The sequence below is a fragment of the Streptococcus infantis genome, from assembly GCF_047463635.1.
GTDB lineage: Bacteria > Bacillota > Bacilli > Lactobacillales > Streptococcaceae > Streptococcus > Streptococcus infantis_W.
Genome location: NZ_JASHDL010000009.1, coordinates 44,037 through 59,704 on the forward strand (window position 1 = coordinate 44,037; position 15,668 = coordinate 59,704).

At 40.1% G+C, this 15,668-nt stretch carries 17 protein-coding genes; 9 read left to right on the forward strand and 8 right to left on the reverse strand.

The features are described 5' to 3' along the window. Window positions 1-8: 8 nt before the first annotated feature. The 3 genes from QM867_RS06595 to QM867_RS06605 form a co-directional block, all read right to left on the reverse strand. Window positions 9-464, reverse strand: coding sequence for an NUDIX hydrolase (locus QM867_RS06595; RefSeq protein WP_414315383.1), 456 nt, complete (start codon window positions 462-464; stop codon window positions 9-11). Window positions 465-603: 139 nt separating this feature from the next. Continuing rightward, a complete protein-coding gene (gene mnmA, locus QM867_RS06600) occupies window positions 604-1,725 on the reverse strand; it encodes a tRNA 2-thiouridine(34) synthase MnmA (RefSeq protein ID WP_414315384.1) in 1,122 nt (373 codons plus the stop codon). 378 nt (window positions 1,726-2,103) lie between these two features. Continuing rightward, window positions 2,104-2,310, reverse strand: coding sequence for a hypothetical protein (locus tag QM867_RS06605; protein ID WP_281335425.1), 207 nt, complete (start codon window positions 2,308-2,310; stop codon window positions 2,104-2,106). A gap of 875 nt (window positions 2,311-3,185) precedes the next feature. Here QM867_RS06605 and QM867_RS06610 point away from each other — a divergent pair. After that, a complete protein-coding gene (locus QM867_RS06610; RefSeq protein ID WP_414315385.1) occupies window positions 3,186-4,049 on the forward strand; it encodes a helix-turn-helix domain-containing protein in 864 nt (287 codons plus the stop codon). Between the two features lie 51 nt (window positions 4,050-4,100). On the opposite strand, the gene QM867_RS06615 is transcribed toward QM867_RS06610, so the two are convergent. Beyond that, on the reverse strand, window positions 4,101-4,718 hold the full coding sequence (locus QM867_RS06615; protein WP_414273491.1) for a LysM peptidoglycan-binding domain-containing protein: 618 nt from the start codon (window positions 4,716-4,718) through the stop codon (window positions 4,101-4,103). A gap of 241 nt (window positions 4,719-4,959) precedes the next feature. Between QM867_RS06615 and sdaAB the strand changes: the two genes are divergently transcribed. The 3 genes from sdaAB to QM867_RS06630 are packed head-to-tail and all read left to right on the forward strand — an operon-like array spanning window position 4,960 to window position 7,177. Then, a complete protein-coding gene (gene sdaAB, locus QM867_RS06620; protein WP_001191178.1) occupies window positions 4,960-5,631 on the forward strand; it encodes an L-serine ammonia-lyase, iron-sulfur-dependent subunit beta in 672 nt (223 codons plus the stop codon). 8 nt (window positions 5,632-5,639) lie between these two features. Continuing rightward, window positions 5,640-6,512 (forward strand): L-serine ammonia-lyase, iron-sulfur-dependent, subunit alpha, encoded by an 873-nt coding sequence (sdaAA, locus tag QM867_RS06625; RefSeq protein ID WP_414273490.1) that lies wholly within the window; start codon window positions 5,640-5,642, stop codon window positions 6,510-6,512. Between the two features lie 23 nt (window positions 6,513-6,535). Next, window positions 6,536-7,177: an HAD hydrolase-like protein gene (locus QM867_RS06630; protein ID WP_414273489.1), complete on the forward strand. Its 642-nt coding sequence runs from the start codon at window positions 6,536-6,538 to the stop codon at window positions 7,175-7,177. Window positions 7,178-7,263: 86 nt separating this feature from the next. On the opposite strand, the gene QM867_RS06635 is transcribed toward QM867_RS06630, so the two are convergent. From QM867_RS06635 to QM867_RS06650, 4 genes are all read right to left on the reverse strand, one after another. After that, on the reverse strand, window positions 7,264-7,677 hold the full coding sequence (locus QM867_RS06635) for a DUF805 domain-containing protein (protein WP_414273488.1): 414 nt from the start codon (window positions 7,675-7,677) through the stop codon (window positions 7,264-7,266). A 175-nt stretch (window positions 7,678-7,852) separates the two neighbouring features. Beyond that, window positions 7,853-8,287, reverse strand: a complete 435-nt coding sequence (locus tag QM867_RS06640) for a DUF805 domain-containing protein (RefSeq protein WP_414273487.1) — start codon at window positions 8,285-8,287, stop codon at window positions 7,853-7,855. A 163-nt stretch (window positions 8,288-8,450) separates the two neighbouring features. Next, on the reverse strand, window positions 8,451-10,301 hold the full coding sequence (locus tag QM867_RS06645; protein ID WP_414315386.1) for a polysaccharide biosynthesis protein: 1,851 nt from the start codon (window positions 10,299-10,301) through the stop codon (window positions 8,451-8,453). A 68-nt stretch (window positions 10,302-10,369) separates the two neighbouring features. Beyond that, the gene (locus QM867_RS06650) at window positions 10,370-11,170 is read right to left on the reverse strand and encodes a glycosyltransferase (protein ID WP_414284719.1); all 801 of its coding nucleotides are present in this window, start codon (window positions 11,168-11,170) and stop codon (window positions 10,370-10,372) included. A 248-nt stretch (window positions 11,171-11,418) separates the two neighbouring features. On the opposite strand from QM867_RS06650, the gene QM867_RS06655 reads away from it, so the two are divergent. The 5 genes from QM867_RS06655 (at window position 11,419) to QM867_RS06675 (ending at window position 15,573) form a co-directional block, all read left to right on the forward strand. Next, window positions 11,419-12,585: a CynX/NimT family MFS transporter gene (locus tag QM867_RS06655; RefSeq protein ID WP_414284717.1), complete on the forward strand. Its 1,167-nt coding sequence runs from the start codon at window positions 11,419-11,421 to the stop codon at window positions 12,583-12,585. A 139-nt stretch (window positions 12,586-12,724) separates the two neighbouring features. Further along, window positions 12,725-13,051: a PadR family transcriptional regulator gene (locus QM867_RS06660; RefSeq protein WP_414257309.1), complete on the forward strand. Its 327-nt coding sequence runs from the start codon at window positions 12,725-12,727 to the stop codon at window positions 13,049-13,051. Continuing rightward, window positions 13,038-13,631 carry a DUF1700 domain-containing protein gene (locus tag QM867_RS06665; RefSeq protein WP_414315387.1) on the forward strand — a complete coding sequence of 198 codons (594 nt, stop codon included), beginning with the start codon at window positions 13,038-13,040 and terminating at the stop codon, window positions 13,629-13,631. Before QM867_RS06660 ends, QM867_RS06665 begins: the two co-directional genes overlap by 14 nt. Further along, the gene (locus QM867_RS06670; protein ID WP_414315388.1) at window positions 13,624-14,571 is read left to right on the forward strand and encodes a DUF4097 family beta strand repeat-containing protein; all 948 of its coding nucleotides are present in this window, start codon (window positions 13,624-13,626) and stop codon (window positions 14,569-14,571) included. Before QM867_RS06665 ends, QM867_RS06670 begins: the two co-directional genes overlap by 8 nt. A gap of 30 nt (window positions 14,572-14,601) precedes the next feature. Further along, a complete protein-coding gene (locus QM867_RS06675) occupies window positions 14,602-15,573 on the forward strand; it encodes a DUF6574 domain-containing protein (RefSeq protein WP_414315389.1) in 972 nt (323 codons plus the stop codon). Window positions 15,574-15,668 lie beyond the last annotated feature (95 nt).

Below are 15,668 nucleotides of genomic sequence, written 5' to 3' on the forward strand. Positions count from 1 at the left end.
TTTCTCTCCTATTCGTTAAGATGGATGTGTCGTAATTGTCCGTCCCAATTTGGCAGGGCTGTTTTCAAAAAGGCTGGAACTAGCTGGAAATCCTCAAGCTTATCCAAGTCAATCCATTCACAGGCCTGTGTTTTCTCATCTTCCTGCATGGTCAATGGGGCATCCTCAAGCAAGTCTACCAGATAATGAAACTCGATGTTGTGATAGGAAACACCGTCTTGTTCAAAACGATTTTCAACTACAAAAGCTAGTTGCAAAGCCTCAGCTTTGACACCCAGTTCTTCCCTCACTTCACGGACTACCGCGTCTTCCGTGCTTTCATTAACTTGAATCGCACCACCAATTGTGTAATATTTGCCCTTGTCTTTGGTGACTAGAAGCTTGCGGTTTTGAAGAATCAAGGCTGTCGCCCGAACACCAAAAACCGTATTTCCTATTTTCGTCCGAAAGTCTTGTTGAGTCATTTTTGTCCTTTCCTCTAAACGACACAAAAACAGTCAAAACTCCAAAGAAGTGCAGGACAAAAAGCCTGCAACATCCATGAGCTTTGACCATCATTTCTATTGCTGTTATTATTGTAGCAAATTGAGAAAATTTGTCAATCTAAATGTACTGACAAACTTGTCCATCTCGATAAGCATTGTCAATCAAGCCACCGCCTAGACACTCTTCACCATCGTAAAAGACAACTGCCTGTCCTGGTGTAATGGCGCGTTGTGGCTCTGCAAAGATGACTTCTGCCTTGTCTCCTTTGACATGTACAGTCACCTTAGAATCAGGCTGACGGTAGCGGAATTTTGCCGTGCATTCTAGTATAAATTCCTCTGGCATCTCACGAGTAAAGTGAACTTGACTGGCTTCTAGGCTGGTTGACATAAGCGAGTCATGGTAGAAACCTTGGCCGACATAGAGGATATTTTTGCTCAGGTCTTTTCCGACAACAAACCAAGGAGCATTGTCACCACCGTGTTGACCACCGATACCGAGTCCCCCACGTTGACCAATCGTATAATACATCAGACCAGCATGTTCGCCCATATCGCGACCATCCACAGTCATCATACGACCAGGTTGAGCTGGTAGGTAGTTGCTGAGAAATTCTTTAAAGTTCTTTTCTCCGATAAAGCAAATCCCTGTCGAGTCTTTCTTCTTAGCCGTCGCAAGTCCTGCTTCTTCAGCTATTTTTCGTACTTCAGGTTTTTCCAAATGTCCCAAAGGGAACATGGTTTTTTGAAGTTGTTCTTGCGAAAGTTGGCTGAGGAAATAGGTCTGGTCTTTCCCATTGTCCACACCACGAAGCATGTGAACGATGCCATCCTCATCACGCACAACTCGAGCATAATGCCCAGTCGCTACATAGTCTGCGCCTAAGGTCATAGCATAGTCCAAAAAGGCCTTGAACTTGATTTCCTTGTTACACATAACATCTGGATTTGGCGTGCGCCCTGCACGGTATTCCGCTAGGAAATACTCAAAGACGCGGTCCCAGTACTCTTTTTCAAAATTAACAGAGTAGTAAGGAATGCCGATCTGGTCTGCCACCGCAGCCACATCCTTGTAATCCTCGGTCGCCGTACAGACGCCGTTTTCATCTGTGTCGTCCCAGTTCTTCATGAAGATACCGATCACATCGTAGCCCTGCTCCTTGAGCAAGAGAGCCGTCACCGACGAATCAACACCACCACTCATCCCCACGACAACACGTGTTTTAGAGTTATCACTCATGGTAAGTCTCCCATCTATTCGTTTATTCATACCCTTCAAAATTCTATTCATTATGACTTTCAATAGAATTTCTTTGAGTATAGTCTTTTCGTTTTCTTTTAGGACTAGGCAACGAGTCGCAGGCATAACTTGAGTTCGCTCAATCAGTCTGGGAGACTGATTGAGATTATAAATCAGACAAGCTCAGCTTGCATCTCATTTCGAGTTAACGACGTAATAAAAGATAAACGAAATGACTAGTTCACGATTGAAGGTCGTGTTTGCTTAACGATTGAAGGTCGTTTGAGCAGTTTTCATTATAACATGCTTGGTTGGAGAAGACAAGAAAGAGGCTGATAATCTACCAACCTCTGGTTTTAAATACATTTCAAGTCCAAACTATTCTTTATAGAAAAAAGTCCTATAAATTCGAGCAATAGTTAAAATACAAACAAATATAATTCCCAAAATAGATAATACTGTTTTCACAAAACTCATTTCAGAACCTATAACATATATATGAAAAAGAGGGGCTAGTCCTACACATAGAGACAATAGATAACTAATAAATCTTATCTCACCAATTCCTGCAAAAAAATGTTTCATTTTAAATATTCCAATTTTACCTTTCATCTTTATAATCCACAAGCAAATCTATTGACTTCTCTTTTTTTGAAAAATCTTAACAATAAATTTACTCCACTTAAAGCCACTAAAATTTCAACCGTCATAATTTCTCCAAGAGAAAAATGCAAACTGACAAAGTTCCTGCTAAAATACTATCCTCCCAGCAAATAGAGAGTCAGCAAAAATAAAACAACCGAAATTGGCAGAAAAGCAGCACGATTTGTTTTACAAAAAATGGCATAACAAAGACTACCTATCGAAAACGTCATAATAACTTCAATAGTTATCTTTAGAGCAGGGTAATATATATTTTTAATAAAAAGAATTAAAAGGATAAACAATACCAATGAACAAAGAACGGATTTGATATAAAATTTTAAATGAATCATAATTTATTTTTTAGATTCTACCTACTATAGATAAAATCACCTTTCTTATTTTCTTCTCATGATATTCACTTTAATTTCTATGAATATAAATATGGTAAATTACAAATCAGAGTTCCAACTAAAAGAAATTGATGAAATAAGCAAATCTTACAGCAAATTAAATTTATCCAGAAGCTCTCATGTAATGATTTTAAATCCTAATGAATCTAATCAATGCAGATTTTATTTTGACAGTAGTTCTATAACAACTCTAAATAACACTGGGGTTGCTAGAATCAAAATAACCCCTGCCACAAAGACAATGATTACCCGAAATAGATCTTTATTTTTACGCATTGAAACAACCTCCAATCTATTATTTTCTAGCTACATGATACCTCTTATTTACTTTCTATATTCTTATGATACAATATATTTAATAGAATTCTATTTACTGTTAACTTTTTTCACGAAAAGGAGGAAATCATGCGCTATGATTTCGGGAAAGTATATAAAGACATACGTGAGTCAAAAGGATTGACCCAAGAAGAGGTCTGTGGAAATGGCCTTTCAAGAACCAGCCTTTCCAAGTTTGAAAGTGGCAAGGCAACTCCCAAATATGAAAACATGGAGTTTCTTCTCCGTCAAATCAATATGAGTTTTGAAGAGTTTGAATACATCTGCCATCTCTATAGACCGAGCCAGCGAACAGAAATCATGCAAACCTATCTCAATACAAGTTCCATCTTTGGTACCAGTAGTCTAGTCAATTTATTTGAAACATGCCAAGACTATCTTAAGATTCATCACGATATCCCTATAGAGGAAATCAGAGATATGCTGGAAATTGTCATTTATATCCGTCAACATGGAACAGGACAGCTTTCAATCCAAGTGAAACAAACGGTCAAAAAGCTTTGGGAAAAAATTGAAAAACAAGATACATGGTATGAAAGTGACCTAAAAATCCTCAACACCATACTTTTTAGCTTTCCCATCGAACACCTCCACCTCATCACTGAACAAATCTTGCAGCGCTTGGAAGAATATAAAAACTATCGACATTTATATGAATTACGAATGACAATCCTACTCAATCTGTCCACCATCTACTTGTACAATCAAGATAAAAATACCTGTCAACAAATCTGCTACACCTTACTAGAGGATGCCAAGAAAAAGAAAAGATACGATATTTTAGCAATCACTTATGTTCGAATAGGTATTTGCACTAGTAATGAACATCTTATTCAAAAGGGCTTCTCCCTTCTGGAGTTAACCGACGAAACCTCAATGCTATCTCACCTCAAAAAGGAAGTGAATACCTGTTATCAAGCAAAGGAAATATAAAAAAGTCGAGGAAATCCCTCGACTTTTGCATCTTATTCTGCTAGTTAGTTCTTAGTACCAACCGTTGTTAAGCCAGAAGTTCTTAGCAGCTGCCCATGAACCGTAACGTCCTGCAACGTAAGCATCTGCTACACGTTCTTGGTTTTCAGCTGAGTAGTCACCGTTCAAGTATGAATCTGTCAATTGGTAACGTCCGATGTAACGTCCGTTTGTAGCTGTGTAGCTACCACCTGATTCTTTTTGAGCGATCCATTCTTTAGCTTCTGCTTCAGATCCGCTTACAGTTGAAGTTGATGCTGAAGTTGATGCTGTAGTAACAGTTTCTTCTGCTACAGTTACGCTTGCTGCTGGCGCTTCATAAGTTGTTGTTTCAGTAGCTGCAGGTGCTGCTACTGGAGCTTCTGCTGTCGCAGCTGAAGTTGCTGGTGCTTCACCATCAATAACCAATACTTGGTCTACATAGATCAAATGAATATCTTTAATCTTATTTTTTTCTGCCAATTTTTCAACAGTTGTATTGTATTTTTCAGCGATTCCTGATAGAGTGTCACCTGATTTTACTGTGTAAGTTGTTGTTTCTTGTGCAAAAGTAAGTGATGGTGCAAGGAAAGCAAGCGCTGCTGCTACTCCTACAAGTCCTGTTTTAATTTTGTTAGTTGTTGATTTCATATTAAAAGATTCTCCTTCTTTCTTATATTTCCATCATACCCTACTATTATTACTGTTTCTTGACGGTTTTATGTAGAAATGTTACAAGACTATGTTTTATTTCACTTAAATAGCCTCTTTTTGTTACAAAAGGCTTGATTTTAGAGGCTTTATGGGGATTTTAGATATTTTATCATGGAATTGAGCGCTTGCATCTAATCTTTGATATAATAGAGGTAAGAATCTTTTGAAGGGGAAACAGATGCAATCACTTCGTTTTCAATCTGTCTTTGATATTATTGGGCCAGTCATGATCGGACCATCTAGTAGTCATACAGCAGGAGCTGTTCGAATCGGGAAAATCGTCTCATCTATCTTTGACGATACTCCTACCGAGGTCGAATTCCAACTTTTTAACTCTTTTGCAAAAACCTATCGTGGACACGGGACAGACCTTGCCCTTGTAGCTGGAATCTTAGGAATGGATACAGATGATCCAGAAATCCCTAACAGTTTAGAAATCGCCCACAAGCGTGGCATCAAAATCGTCTGGACTATCCAAAAAGATAGCAACGCACCTCATCCAAACACTACGAAAATCACTGTTAAGAATGAGCACAAGACCATCAGTGTAACAGGAATTTCAATCGGGGGTGGTAATATCCAAGTGACAGAGCTCAATGGTTTTGCGGTATCCCTCAACATGAACACTCCTACCATCATCATCGTTCATCAAGATGTTCCAGGTATGATTGCTCACGTAACAGAGGCCCTCTCTCGCTTTGACATCAATATCGCTCAGATGAATGTAACCCGAGAAAAGGCTGGCGAGAAAGCCATTATGATTATCGAAGTTGATAGTCGCAACTGTGATGAATCTATCGAAGAAATTCGTAAAATTCCTCATCTGCACAATGTCAATTTCTTTCAATAGGAGAAAATATGTTTTACTCTATCAAAGAATTAGTCAAACAAGCCGAACTTGGTTTTCAAGGCAATGTAGCTGAACTCATGATTAAGACCGAGTTTGAGCTAACCAGTCGTGAACGCGAAGAAGTCATCCTTCTCATGGAGCGCAACCTTGAAGTCATGAAAGCTTCCGTTGAACTTGGACTCAATGAGAATAAATCTCGTAGCGGTTTGACAGGTGGTGACGCTGCCAAGCTAGATCACTACATCAAAAAAGGAAAGACCCTATCAGACTTCACTGTCTTGTCTGCAGCCCGTAATGCTATCGCCGTTAATGAACACAATGCCAAGATGGGACTGGTCTGTGCAACACCTACTGCTGGTAGTGCAGGCTGCCTTCCAGCCGTTCTCACTGCTGCTATCCAAAAGTTGGATTTAACTCATGAACAACAACTAGACTTCTTATTCGCTGCAGGTGCTTTTGGACTCGTGATTGCTAACAACGCTTCTATCTCGGGAGCCGAAGGTGGCTGCCAGGCCGAAGTCGGTTCAGCTTCAGCCATGAGTGCCGCTGCCCTAACTCTAGCTGCAGGCGGAACGCCTTATCAAGCGAGCCAGGCTATCGCCTTCGTTATCAAAAACATGCTCGGTCTCATTTGCGACCCCGTTGCAGGTTTGGTTGAAGTTCCTTGCATCAAGCGGAATGCCATGGGAGCCAGCTTTGCCTTCATCGCAGCCGACATGGCTTTAGCTGGTATCGAATCGAAAATTCCAGTTGATGAGGTCATTGACGCCATGTATCAAGTAGGATCTAGCTTACCAACTGCCTTTCGTGAAACTGCTGAAGGGGGGCTCGCTGCCACACCTACAGGTCGTCGCCTTCAAAAAGAAATCTTCGGCGAATAATTTCATCATTATGAGGAGAATCAATGTCATCTATATCTGCTATCTTTTTTGACTTAGATGGAACGCTAGTTGATAGTTCTATCGGTATCCATAATGGTTTCACCTATACCTTTGACCAACTTGGAGTTTCTAGTCCTGGTGCCAAAACCATTCGAGGTTTTATGGGACCCCCACTAGAAACCAGCTTTGCTAGTTGTTTACCAGCTGAGCAAATAGAGAAAGCCATCCAGCTCTATCGTTCTTATTATAAGGAAAAGGGTGTGTACGAAGCCCAACTCTTTCCACATATCAAAGATTTACTTGTAGAACTAGCTGAGCATTATCCTCTTTATATCACTACTACGAAGAATACACCAACCGCAGTTGACATGACAAGCAATTTTGGGATTGACCACTTCTTTGATGGCATTTATGGTTCAAGCCCTCAAGCCCTACACAAGGCAGATGTTATTCGTCAGGCTCTGGAAACTCATCATCTAACTCCCGAAACAGTCGTTATTGTCGGAGATACCAAGTTTGATATGATTGGTGCCCAAGAAACTGGCATTAAAAAACTAGCGGTAACCTGGGGATTCGGTGAGGAGAAAGACCTCATGGACTATCATCCTGACTGGATTGCTCACCACCCAACAGACATTTTACAGCATCTACAATTAAAACGTTAAACAAAAGACTCCCAGCCTAAAAGTTAGGTTTGGGAGCTTTTTGTCTGATTTTAATGAGGAGAATGACATTCCCCGTACTCGTCCAATTATTCAAAAGGGGAAACTTCTTCGCTTTCAACTTCTTTAGATCTATTGATTGTTACTATTTCTACTTCTTTACTTGGCATAGCTAGCAGAACTAATAGAGCAATACCACCCATTGGAACAAAGTAAAGGAAGATGAAAGCCCAGTGAAGGCCTGCATCTCTTAGCCGACGAACTTTTACAGCAAGACTTGGTGTAAAGAATACTATACCTAAAATCATATAAATACTTATGATTGCTACTCCTAAAATAGGATCTGTTTCTCGGGAATCCTTCAATGCCATTTGAAAATAGAATATATAAAGGGGTAGGAACAAAATACTATTCATCAGCCAAACCCACCAAAACTCTGAACGTGTTGAACGGCCTGTAAAATCTGCATAGCCTTTAAAGAAATTTTTATATGCCTGAATCATAAGTTACTCCTAATTGTTTAGTTGTATATTTTAGTCTATCAGATACTGCTAGAAATCACAAATATTTACAAAATAAAACACTCCTCAATCCACAAATGGATATGGGAGTGTTAGTGATTTACCTACTAGTAGGAAGAATGCTAGTCAGCTAAATAGATGGTAAAGTTTGACTATCCTATTTGTTGTCTGGTTCTTCGAAAGGTGAAACTTCCACAACTTCTTCAACTTCTTCAGCTTTATTAAGGATTACTACCTCTACTTCCTTGCTTGGCATAGCTAACAAGACTAGTAAAGCAATTCCTCCAACCATTGGGATAAAGCCAACGAAAATGAGTGCCCAATGGAAACCAGCGTCACGGAGACGACGAACTGTCAACGCAAGCCAAGGCAAGAAAAGTGCCAGACCAAAAATCATGTAAATAATAGCAAGGCCACCCAAGGCAAGAAAAGCACCCTCGCTTCCTTCGCTAAATATAACATTAAAGTATGCTGAGTAGAGAGGGATAAGAAGTAGTATGTTTGTTAACCAAACCCACCAAAACTCTGAACGTGTTGAACGGCCTGTAAAATCTACATAACCTTTAAAGAAATTCTTATAAGCGTTAATCATAAGTTACTCCCTAATTTTTTTATTTACTATAGTTTATCATATCTGTTCACTAATAACAAGTTTGTTCAAAAAACTCTGAAAATCTCTCCAAATCTAGAAAAAAAGATACTATCCCTTCCCTCCTGTCAAAAAGAGTTCCAGGGATAATACCTTAGTTTTGTTTTTAATCAGTGTGAGTTGTTTCATTGGCAAAACCGATAATGGCTTGCTTCAACTCTGAACCTTGCAAGGCACGGAATTCTTCAATCTTTTGATTGATGACTTCAAGTGGCATGACATTAACCTTACCAACAAAAATCTTATCCATGACTTGATTATCAACTAATTCAGTAGATACCAACAACTCCTCATAGAGTTTCTCACCTGGACGAATCCCCACTTCTACAATCGGAATTTCATTTTCAGTACGTCCGCTGAGAAGAACCATTTTCTTGGCCAGATCATAAATCTTAACTGGTTTGCCCATATCAAGGATAAAGACTTCTCCATCTTTGGCATAAGCTCCTGCATGGATCACCAAACGGCTAGCTTCTGGAATGGTCATAAAGTAACGAGTCATACGGAAGTCCGTCACAGTCACTGGACCACCCTCTGCAATCTGACGCTCAAAGACTGGAATCACACTACCACGGCTACCAAGAACATTCCCAAAACGAACCGCACAATAGGTAGATTGACTACGTTGGTTGAATCCTGTAACAATCAACTCTGCCACACGTTTAGTAGCTCCCATTACGTTTGGTGGATTAACGGCCTTATCGGTCGAAATCATAACCATTTTTGGAACCTTAGCAGCATCAACTGCCTTGGCAACATTGTAAGTTCCGAGGATATTATTTTTAAAGGCTTCTTTTGGATTACGTTCCATCATTGGCACGTGCTTATGGGCAGCAGCGTGATAAACAATGGCTGGTTGGTACTGCTCAAATACTTGAAGCAAGCGATCGTAGTCTTGGATGTCTGCAATCACAGGAACATAGTCAATTCCTTGGAAGCTACGAATCAATTCATGATAGATCAGATAAATGGAGTTTTCCCCATGACCCAAGAGAACCACGCGTTCTGGATTAAAGCGACTAACCTGACGGCAAATCTCAGACCCGATAGAACCTCCTGCACCTGTCACTAAGATGGTTTTTCCAGTAATTTCTGAGCCTAGGCGTGACTCATCTAGTTGAATTTCTTTACGTCCCAAAAGGTCAGTAATATCGATTTTTTGGAAACCACCTACCTGAGGATGCAATCCTTGTACAACCGACTCAATCTTGGGCATCTTATAACACTTCAAGCCAAGTTGGTTACACATTTTTAGGATACGTTCATATTCTGATGGATCGAGAGAAGGAATCGCAACGATAACTTTTTCAATCTGATGACGTTTTGAGAGTTCTGGTAACTGTTCATAAGATCCTAAGACTGGGATTCCACCTAGTTTTTGACCTTTTTTCTTTTCATCATTGTCCAAAATACCCACTAACTCAAGATCACTCGTAGGATGTTGGTAGCTGTTCATAAAGAGAGCTCCACCGTCTCCCGCACCAATCAAGAAGGTACGACGATGTTCCCCTTCTCCATCACTCTTTTTGCGTCTTGAATAGATCAACTGCCAAGTAATACGTGGGAGCAAGATCAAGAAGGTGCTGAGCAAGATAAAGAGAACGATGAAACGCACTGAGAAAAGTGGCAAGAAGGCATAGCAAAGGAGATAGGACAAGACACTGCTGATACTTACTCCGATGAATATCTTCATAAAGTCTGTGATTTTGCTATAGCGACTAATACTAGCATTGAGCCCCCAGAAGCCAATCATGATTTGATAGAAAAGGAAGGTCAAGCTTGTATAGATGACATAGTCCACAGGAGCTGGATTGATCAATCCATAAAACAAGATATAAGAAACAATGATTGAGGAAATCATGCTGGCAGCATCAAAAATCCCCCAAAAGACTTGTTTTTGTTGTTTATTTAACACTTCAACCAGATCAATTACATAATCTGTCATTTTTTTATTCATGTGAATGGTATCCTCCTACACAAAATCACATTTTCTAGTAATTACTAGAGGTTTTTTTAACTGATTAGCTATTTACTTTTTCTCAATAGTTTTAAAAATATAAACTGTCGGACAAATCCTGGACATAGGGCAACGACAACTTGGATTAACACACTTTTCAGATATTCGACATAAGAAATCTGTCCACGCGCGTGCATTCTTTGACGTGCTTGGCGATAGAGTTTGAGATAGCGAAGGCCACCACGACGTTCAAACATCCCCGCTCCCACGCGCACCTTACAAAGAATCTGATCCACATTCCCAGTTCGAGCTCCAGCGCTAATCATATTAAGCCAGAGAAGATCATCTTCCATATAAAGCCCATCTTCGTAGTTACCCGCCTTGAGAACCATCTCTTTTTTGAACATAACAGTCATGTGATTAAAGGCACTTCTCATACGTTGGTAGGCGATAATCTCTTCGTGCTTAGTCGGCACACGACGGTAAGAAACAATTTCATCAGGTTGATCGATGAATTCTGCGATATGGCCGCCTAGTAGAGCCAAGTTTTCCTTTTCCATCAAGTCAAACTGCTGTTCAAAACGATCTTCAACAGCAATATCATCCGTATCCATACGGGCAATGATGTCATACTGGCACTGCAAAACACCATACTGTAGTGCCAGGCCTAGGCCACGGTTTTGCTCCAGTGGACAACGTTTGATTGGAATACTTGACTGTGCTGCCAATTTTTCCAACACTTGATATAGTTCAGGTGTCAGTGGACCGTCTTCAACGATAACCACTTCACTAGGTTTGAGCGTTTGATGTAAGATACTTTTTACAGCCTCTTCTAAAAAGACAGGATTTTCTTTGATGTAGACTGACATCAAGACGCTAAATTTCCTATTTTCAGACACAGTTTTTCTCCAATGTATATATTTTCTTTCACTATTTTATCACAATTTTTCAGACTTTCCTATTTTTATTTGAATCCCAGAAAAAAACTAGTAAATCTCTCCTTCTTTTTACCCATGATTTCACTGAGCTAAATAGCCGATTCCCTCACACCATCTTGACATCTATAGGAAAAAGCCTTAAAATAAGCTGTTATCAAAATCAGCTTATTGAGGTGCACATGAACAAACGATCACTCTTTTTTATTCTAGGAATTATCTTAATCGGAGCGGTCTTAAGAGCTCCTTTTACGGCCTTACCGACTATTTTAGGAGATATTGCTCAAGGTTTAGGAGTTGAGGTCAGCTCGCTTGGGGTTTTGACCAGCCTTCCTCTCTTGATGTTTGCTCCTTTCTCCTCTTTTGCGACGCGTTTGGCTCAAAAGATTGGACTCGAGCACCTTTTTACATACAGCCTCCTCGTCTTAACCATCGGTTCAGTGATTCGTATCTTCAATCTTCCTCTTCTCTATCTGGGAACCTTACTCATCGGAGCAAGTGTCGCTATTTTTAACGTACTTCTTCCTAGTATGATTCAGGCAAACTACCCACAAAAGATTAGCTTCCTGACAACGGTTTATGTGACGACTATGGGAATCGCGACAGCACTAGCTTCCTACCTCTCTGTACCCATTACTCAGGCAACATCTTGGAAGGGGCTGATTCTCTGCCTGTCCATGGTCTGCCTGCTAACCTTATTGGTCTGGTTTCCTAACCATGGCCACAATCATTTCCTAGAAGGGCATGAAGATAAAAAAGAAAAAGAGAATATCCTAAAAAGCAAGCAAGTTTGGGCTATTATTGTCTTCGGTGGGTTGCAGTCCCTGCTCTTCTATACCAGCATGACCTGGTTGCCAACCATGGCCATCAGTGCAGGGCTAGCTCATACGGATGCCGGACTTCTGGCTTCTATCTTTTCACTAATTAGCATTCCCTTCTCCATGACCATTCCAAGTTTAACGACGCGTTTGTCAAATCGTCACCGTCAAATCATGTTAGCAGTCATCTCTCTGGCTGGCATGTTAGGAATTGCTATGCTTTTATACCCAAGTAGTAATTTCTTTTATTGGCTGATGGCTCACCTCTTGATTGGCACGGCCTGTAGCGCACTTTTCCCCTATCTCATGGTTTGCTTTTCTATTAAAACAAGCTCGCCTGAAAAAACGGCTCAATTATCTGGACTTGCCCAGACCGGTGGTTACATTCTAGCTGCCTTTGGACCAACTCTCTTTGGTTACAGTTTTAACATGTTCCAGTCTTGGGTTCCAGCGGTACTGATTCTTCTAATAATTGATATTATCATGACAATCGCCCTCTTTATGGTGGATCGAGCGGATAAAATCCTCTAATCTTCTAGTTTTTACTAGGAGATTTTTTATATATAAAAATTTTACACATATTGCTTGACAGGGCTTACATTTAGATGTATGATGTATGTGTAGAATAATTATATATAAAATTTTTACATACTAAAAAAGGAGGTGCCCCATGTATTTTCCAACATCAGCGGCTTTGATTGAATTTCTCATCTTGGCCATCCTAGAACAAGGGGATTCCTATGGTTATGAGATTAGCCAAACCATTAAACTCATTGCTAAAATCAAGGAATCTACCCTCTACCCCATCTTGAAAAAACTGGATACCAACCGCTATCTGACTACATACTCTCGCGAATACCAAGGTCGGATGCGGAAGTACTACTCCTTGACAGAGATTGGGGAGGAGCAACTATTTATACTCAGAGAAGAGTGGACACTCTACACTGACACTATCAATGGCATCATAGAAGGGAGCATTCGCCATGACAAGAACTGAATATTTGAATCAGCTTGAAGCCTATCTGATGAAGCTTCCTCAATCTGATCGCATTGAAGCCATGGATTACTTCAAAGAACTCTTTGATGATGCTGGTCCAGAAGGTGAGGAGGAGCTTATCGCTAGCCTGGGAAGTCCAAAAGAGGCTGCCCATGACATCCTAACCACTCTTCTTGATAAAAAGATCAATGAAGAAAAGTCCCATCAGAACGACCGCCATATTTTACGCATCGCTCTACTAGCCCTTCTTGCAGCTCCTATCGGAATTCCGGTCGGAATTGCTCTTCTCATGTCTATCATCGGCATTTTTATCGCCGCTGTCAGCGTACTTATAGCCTTCTTTGCTGTATCAGTAGCTGGACTAATCCTAGGAGGCGTTCTCCTATTTGAAAGCTTCTACGTTCTGGCTGAATCGACATCTGCTTTTATACTGATTTTTGGTGGAGGTTTACTAGCGATCGGAGCTTCGTCTCTAGTCTTACTAGCGACTTCCTATGTAGCACGTTTCTTTGGATTACTAGTCCTTCGACTCATCCAATGGATTCTTAATAGAGGAAAGAGAGGTGAAAGACATGCGTAAATGGACAAAAGGATTTCTTATCTTTGGTGTTGTTACCAGTATCATCGGTTTTTCCATGATGATCATCGGCATCCAAACAGACGGAGTCAGAAGCCTCCTTGCAATGTCTCAAAATCCAGTATTTGAAAGTCGAATGGAAGAACTCGTTTTTGATCAAGATATCGAAAACCTTAACATCTCACTGAAAGAACATTCGCTCGTCATTACGGAGTCAAACGATGATAAGATTCACCTTCAGTATCACCCGACCATCTCTGAAAAAGAAAATCTTCAACACTCTATCAAAGAGAAAAGTCTTGAAATAACTGATACCAAATCAACTACACGTCGCTCTATAGGTTCTAGTATCGAAGGTATCCTCTTTATCGCAAGCGGAATTTCTAGCCGCAATGATGAAGTTGTTCTCTCATTACCAAGAGGAAAAGACTTAAAAAATCTAACTGCCCAGGTAAACCATCGTATCCTTTCAATTGCTAATGCAAAACTCAGCAATGCCAAGATTCTGTCAAATGGATATCTCCTTCGTATCACTGATAGCGAGATTAAAAATAGCCAACTGATCACAACTGGAATTGTCAATGTATTTGAAACCAGTCTAACAGATAGCCGCATCCAAGCAGACCATGAACATATCTCTGCTGAGGATATTCAAGTACATGGTAAGGTAGAGCTAGAGTCAAAAAAAGATATGGTCATCAAGCTAGCTAAAAAAGAACTTGAGAGAATTAATGTAGAACTTTCTTCTGACCATGGTTCCATCTATCATCGTAGTCGGGAAGGGTATAATCCAAACGAGGAAAACAAGGAAGATGAAGAATTCTCAAATCCTTACAAATCAGAGAAAAAAGATACACAAGATTTACTTGTCGCAAAAGCTGGTCAAGACATCAATCTACCAAAAGAGGAGGTTCGCTCGCCTTCTTATAGACATCATGAATAAAAAGTTACTAATCAAAAAGGAGGTCCCATCATGACTCAAGAATGGTTCGAAAGTGCTGATTTCGAAAAAACAGCCAACAATGATAAAAAAGATAACCCATCCGACTCAGTTCTCCTTGAAGAAGATGCAGAGACAAGAGAAGAGGAGTCAGTAGTTGAGGAAAATCCTCAAGCCAACCCAGAAGATAAGGAAACTAGTGAGGAAACTGTAGAGACTGAAGAGCTCGATGAAAAATTAGAAAAGATAGACGAGTCAGAAGAACCTGTTAAAGAAGCTTCTCAGAAAAGTCAATCTTTGATTAGCAAGTCTTTGGAAAGCCCATTTTTACCAGATTCTGCATCTACAAAAACAGCAGTATTTGCAGTTTTCAAAGAAGAACTGGCTGATCAGTGGGTTTGGCTACAAGGAGCCCTTAAAGAACCGACAGCAAGCATTGATACAGATAAAAAACATAGTTATAATGCCTTTGCACTCCTAACTATCTTTTCTGCTCTTAGTTTCTTCTGTGCGATTTATCATATCAAGCATGACTACTACGGCCATATGGCGGCTATCAACTCTCATGCCGTCGAGCAGTTCCCTTCACTGAATCTCTTTTCTATCTTCTCCATCTTGGTAGCGACAAGCTTATTCTTCTTTTCTATCCTTATGGGTGGATTCGTGGTTAAACGTTTTGTCAATCAGGATAATGACTGGACACTGGAAAAAGCCTTGCAAGAGTACAGCAGACTCTTCGCCCTTCCTATCCTGCTCACGGGTATCGCGAGTTTCTTTGCCTTCTTTAATAGTCTACGTTTTGCGGCTCTTCTTTTCCTCATTAGCATTGGTCTGGTACTTCTTGCCAACCTCTATACCATCTCAAGACCAAGTAAAGATAGCCAAACTGACTCCTTCTATCGCCTTCTCTTAGCATTTCTAGTTAACGGTGGTATCCTATTTCTCTTCTTCCTAGCGGAAATGACTCTGGTTTTTGAATATTTACGAATCCTAGCTTTTATGTAAGATAAAGGTAGCGAGATAGAAAGATATTAGCTTTAGAGGATCATTACTATAAAATTTTAAAAACAAAAAAAGCGAACAAGACAGAATTCTGATAA